The following is a 4,599-nucleotide window of genomic DNA, read 5'->3' as shown; positions in this document are numbered from 1 at the left end:
TCATAGGCCTTCTTGTCCCGGTACGGGCCGTCGTCGCCGTAGCCGGAGATGTCGCAGACGATGAGCCGCGGGTGATCGGCCCGCAGCGCCTCGTAGCCCAGGCCCATGCGCGCCGCGGCGCCGGGCGCGAGGTTCTGCACCAGCACGTCGGCCTTCGCCAGCAGCTCACGCAGCACGGCCAGCGCGGCCGGCTGCTTGAGGTCGAGCGCGAGGCTCTCCTTGCTGCGGTTGATCCAGACGAAGTGGGACGACTGGCCCTTCACGCGCGTGTCGTAGGCGCGAGCGAAGTCGCCGGGGCCGGGCCGCTCCACCTTGATAACGCGCGCGCCCAGGTCGGCGAGCTGGCGCGTGCAGAACGGCGCGGCCACCGCGTGCTCCAGCGAGACCACGGTGATGCCGTCGAGAGGTCGGACCACGGGGCGCCCTTTCAGAACGACCGCGGCAGCCCGAGCACGTGCTCGGCCACGTAGGCGAAGATCATGTTGGTGGAGATCGGCGCCACCTGGTACAGGCGCGTCTCGCGGAACTTGCGTTCCACGTCGTATTCGCACGCGAACCCGAAGCCGCCATGCGTCTGCAGGCACACGTTCGCGGCCTCCCAGCTGGCCTTGGCGGCGAGGTACTTCGCCATGTTGGCCTCGGCGCCGGCGTGCTCGTGCGCGTCGATCTTCGCGCACGCCTTCCAGCGCATCAGATTGGCGGCCTCGACCTCGATGAAGGCATCGGCGATCGGGAACTGCACGCCCTGGTTCTGCCCGATGGGCCGGCCGAACACCACGCGCTCCTTCGCGTACTTGGCGGCGCGCTCGATGAACCAGTAGCCGTCACCGATGCACTCCGCCGCGATCAGCGTGCGCTCGGCGTTCAGGCCGTCCAGGATGGTCTTGAAGCCCTGACCCTCGGCGCCCAGCAGGTTCTCCTCCGGGATCTCCAGGTTGTCGAAGAAGAGTTCATTGGTCTCGTGGTTGACCATGTTCAGGATCGGCCGCACGCTCAGGCCGTTGCCCACCGCCTGCTTCAGGTCGATCAGGAAGCACGAGAGGCCCTCGCTCTTCTTCTTCACCTCCGCCAGGGGCGTGGTGCGCGCCAGCAGGATCATCAGGTCGCTGTGCTGGATGCGCGAGATCCAGACCTTCTGCCCGTTGATCACCCAGCGGCCGTCCTTGCGCACGGCGGAGGTCTTGAGCTTGGTCGTGTCCGAGCCGGTGGTCGGCTCCGTCACGCCCATGGACTGGATGCGCAGCTCCCCGGCGGCGATGCGCGGCAGGTACTTCTGCTTCTGCGCCTCGGTGCCGCTGCGCACGATGGCGTTCATCACGTACATCTGGCCGTGGCAGGCGCCGGAGTTGCCGCCCGAGCGGTTGATCTCCTCCATGATGACCGAGGCCTCGGCCATGCCCAGGCCCGAGCCGCCATAGGCCTGCGGGATCAGCGCAGCCATCCAGCCGGCCTTGGTGAGCGCGTCGACGAAGGCCTCGGGGTAGGCCCGCTGCTCGTCGACCTTGCGGTGGTACTCATCGGGGAATTCGGCGCAGAGCGCGCGCACGGCGTCGCGGATGTCCTGGTAGGCGTCGGGCTGGGCAGTCATGGAATCGATGTGGGGGAAAGCGGATCAGGCCAGCGTGGCCTCGGCGGTCATGGTGAGCCAGCCATCGGCGTCCTGCGCCCACAGCCTGACGCTGCGGCCGTCGGCGGCCGGCGTGCCGTTCACGCGCATCGGCCGGCCGTCGAAGGTGGGGCGCACGGCGCGGAACTGGTAGCCGGTGACGGTGCGCCCGGTGCAGTGCTCGCGCACCAGGTCCATCAGCAGCGTGGCGATCAGCGGGCCGTGCACCACCAGGCCGGGGTAGCCCTCCTCCTGCGTGACGTAGGGGCGGTCGTAGTGGATGCGATGGCCGTTGAAGGTGAGCGCGGAGTAGCGGAACAGCATCACCGCGTCGGGCAGCCATTCCTTCTGCCAGGTCGCACCCGCCTCAGCGGCGGTGGGTGCAGGCGCCGGCTCACCGGGCTGCGGCGGGCTGCGGTAGACGATGTCGTGCCGGTCCACCAGGGCCGGGCCCTGCGCATTGGCGATCTGGTGCTCCACCTTCACGAACACCATCTCGCCGGTGCGGCCCTGCTTGTGCGTGACGGAGGCGATGCGCGAGGTGCGGCGGATCGCGTCGCCCGCGCGCAGCGGGTTGCCGGGCGTCCATTCGAGCTGGCTGCCGGCCCACATGCGGCGCGGCAGCGGCACTGGCGGCAGGAAGCCGCCGCGCCGCGGATGGCCGTCGGGGCCGATCTGCGACTGCGGCGCCTGCGGCAGGAAGTACAGCCAGTGCCACAGCGGCGGCACCGGCGAGCCGGCGCCGAAGGGGGCGTCGATGTCGAGCGTGGCCGCCAGCCCGCGCAGCGGCGCGAGGGTGGCCGTGTCCTCCAGCGTCTCGGTGCGGCCGGTCCAGGCCTGCAGGCCGGCGATGTCTTCAGGGGTCAAGGCAAGGGACATGGGGGGATGGTGGCGGGAAACGGCCCGCCGCGCCATTCGCCATTTTCCAACCCCGGCTTCGTCAAGGTGGAAGCACGGGTGTCGCCGCCGGCCGGGCAGGACTATGCTGTCGGCCCATGGAATCGATCGATCTTTCCTCGAACGCCCGCACCGCCGCCCGCCTGCTGTGCGCGGCCTGGCGCGATGGCCGCCACCTGGCGGAACTGCCGCCCGCGCACCGCCCGCGCTCGCGTGCGGAAGGCTATGCCGTGCAGGCCGCCTGGGCCTCCGAGCGGGGCCAGCCCGTCGCCGGCTGGAAGATCGCCGCCACCAGCACGGCCGGCCAGCAGCACATCGGCGTGAGCGGTCCGCTGGCGGGCCCGGTGTTCGCCGACCGCGTGTTCGGCGATGGCGCCGAGATGTCGCTGGCGACCAACCGCATGCGCGTGGCCGAGTGCGAGATCGTGCTGCGCTTCGGCCATTCCCTGGCGCCGCGCACCCAGCCCTATGGCCGCGCCGAGGTGCTGGCCGCGCTGGCCTCGGTGCACCCGGGCATCGAGTTGCCCGACTCGCGCTTCATGCAGTTCGAGCAGGCGGGCGAGGCGCAGCTCATCGCGGACGCCGCCTGCACCAACGACATGCTGGTCGGCGCCGCCGTGCCCGTGGACGCGCGAGTGGATGCTCTGGCGCAGCTCGCGGTGCAGGCCGAGGTGAGCGATGGCCGCCGGCCCACCGGCGTGGGCGCCAACGTGCTGGGCGACCCGGTCGAGGCGCTGGTCTGGCTGGTCAACGAAATCACCGCCACCGGCCATGCCCTGGCGGCCGGCCAGTTCGTCACCACCGGCGCCTGCGTGCCGCCGATTCCGGTGTCGCCGGGTGACGAGGTGCGGGCCGATTTCGGCTGGCTGGGGCGCATCAGCGTGCGGTTGCGGTAGGTTCAGCCGGCTGGCGCCAGCCACCTCCCTTTCGTGGCTTCATGCCTAAAGTGACATAATTCCCTCTCTCGTGGCTTCACTGATTCGCAAGCCGGTCAAGTGGGTGGGATCCGCCAAGCGTGACCTGGACGCCATGCCCGACGACGTGAAAGACGTGTTCGGACATGCCATCGATCTCGCGCAGACGGGCGGCCGGCATATCGACTCAAAGATCATGTATGGACTTGATCAGATCCCGGCTGCAGGCGGCGCGGCTGGATTTTGAGGCCTGGAAGGCCAAACAAGGAGAGTCTCGATGAATGATCGCAAGAAGGTCGAGATCCACGAAGGCGGCACGAACGTCTACCTCGACCTGGGGTACCCAGATGCGGCCGAAATGCAGCGCAAATCGCTGCTGGCCGCCGAGATCGCCCGCGGCATCCAGACGCGCGGGCTGACACAGAGTGCCGCCGCCGAGCTGCTGGGGATCGACCAGGCCAAGGTCTCCCGCATCACGCGTGGTCAATTCCGTGGTGTGAGCGAAGGCAAACTGCTTGAGCTGGTGGCAAGGCTGGGCCATGACATCAAGATCGTGGTGGGCCCAGCGCGACGACGAGCCGGCAAGATCGAGCTGCAGATCGCCTGAGCACCATGCGCATCGAACGCGACGACCTCACCCGTGAACCCGTGCTGGATCTCCTGCGGGAGCACCTGGCCCACATGCATGAGCTGTCACCGCCCGAGCAGGTCTTTGCGCTCGACGTCTCCGGCCTGCAGCACCCGTCCGTCACCTTCTGGACGGTGTGGGAGGGCGACACGCTGCTGGGTTGCGGCGCGTTGAAGGAGCTGAGCCCGACCGAGGGCGAGATCAAGTCGATGCGCACGCCGAAGGCGCTGCGCGGGCGCGGCGCCGGGCGTGCGGTGCTGGCCCACATCGTGCAGACGGCGCGCGAGCGGGGCTATGCCTGCCTGCAGCTCGAAACCGGCACGCATCCGGGCTTTGGCGCGGCACACGCGCTGTACCGAAGCTTCGGCTTCGTCGACAGCGGGCCGTTTGCCAGCTACAAGCCCGACCCGAGCAGCACGTTCATGCGGTTGGATCTGGTGAAGGCGGGCTGACAGCCCCTGGATTCCCGCCTGCGCGGGAATGACGGAGCTTCCGTCGTCCCCGCGCAGGCGGGGACCCAGGTGACCTCACACGCTCGCCGCGTCCAGGTTCGC

7 protein-coding genes are annotated in these 4,599 nt (G+C 69.4%); 4 read left to right on the top strand and 3 right to left on the bottom strand.

From position 1 onward, the window contains the following. From ACE3T5_RS21160 to ACE3T5_RS21150, 3 genes are all read right to left on the bottom strand, one after another. A partial coding sequence (locus tag ACE3T5_RS21160; RefSeq protein WP_374670090.1) for a CoA transferase occupies positions 1–416 on the bottom strand: 416 nt, incomplete at its 3' end. A gap of 11 nt (positions 417–427) precedes the next feature. Next, positions 428–1,588 (bottom strand): acyl-CoA dehydrogenase family protein, encoded by a 1,161-nt coding sequence (locus ACE3T5_RS21155; protein WP_374670089.1) that lies wholly within the window; start codon positions 1,586–1,588, stop codon positions 428–430. 24 nt (positions 1,589–1,612) lie between these two features. Next, a complete protein-coding gene (locus ACE3T5_RS21150) occupies positions 1,613–2,485 on the bottom strand; it encodes a MaoC family dehydratase N-terminal domain-containing protein (RefSeq protein WP_374670088.1) in 873 nt (290 codons plus the stop codon). A 116-nt stretch (positions 2,486–2,601) separates the two neighbouring features. On the opposite strand from ACE3T5_RS21150, the gene ACE3T5_RS21145 reads away from it, so the two are divergent. From ACE3T5_RS21145 to ACE3T5_RS21130, 4 genes are all read left to right on the top strand, one after another. Further along, positions 2,602–3,399 (top strand): 2-keto-4-pentenoate hydratase, encoded by a 798-nt coding sequence (locus tag ACE3T5_RS21145; protein WP_374670087.1) that lies wholly within the window; start codon positions 2,602–2,604, stop codon positions 3,397–3,399. A 70-nt stretch (positions 3,400–3,469) separates the two neighbouring features. Beyond that, positions 3,470–3,664, top strand: a complete 195-nt coding sequence (locus tag ACE3T5_RS21140; RefSeq protein WP_374670086.1) for a hypothetical protein — start codon at positions 3,470–3,472, stop codon at positions 3,662–3,664. A 30-nt stretch (positions 3,665–3,694) separates the two neighbouring features. Further along, positions 3,695–4,024: a helix-turn-helix domain-containing protein gene (locus tag ACE3T5_RS21135; protein ID WP_374670085.1), complete on the top strand. Its 330-nt coding sequence runs from the start codon at positions 3,695–3,697 to the stop codon at positions 4,022–4,024. Between the two features lie 5 nt (positions 4,025–4,029). Further along, complete coding sequence (locus tag ACE3T5_RS21130; protein ID WP_374670084.1) at positions 4,030–4,497, top strand: GNAT family N-acetyltransferase; 468 nt, start codon at positions 4,030–4,032, stop codon at positions 4,495–4,497. Positions 4,498–4,599: the final 102 nt, after the last annotated feature.

This window comes from Ramlibacter sp., assembly GCF_041916345.1.
Taxonomy (GTDB): Bacteria; Pseudomonadota; Gammaproteobacteria; order Burkholderiales; family Burkholderiaceae_C; genus Ramlibacter.
This window is presented reverse-complemented; position numbering and strand designations above follow the sequence as displayed.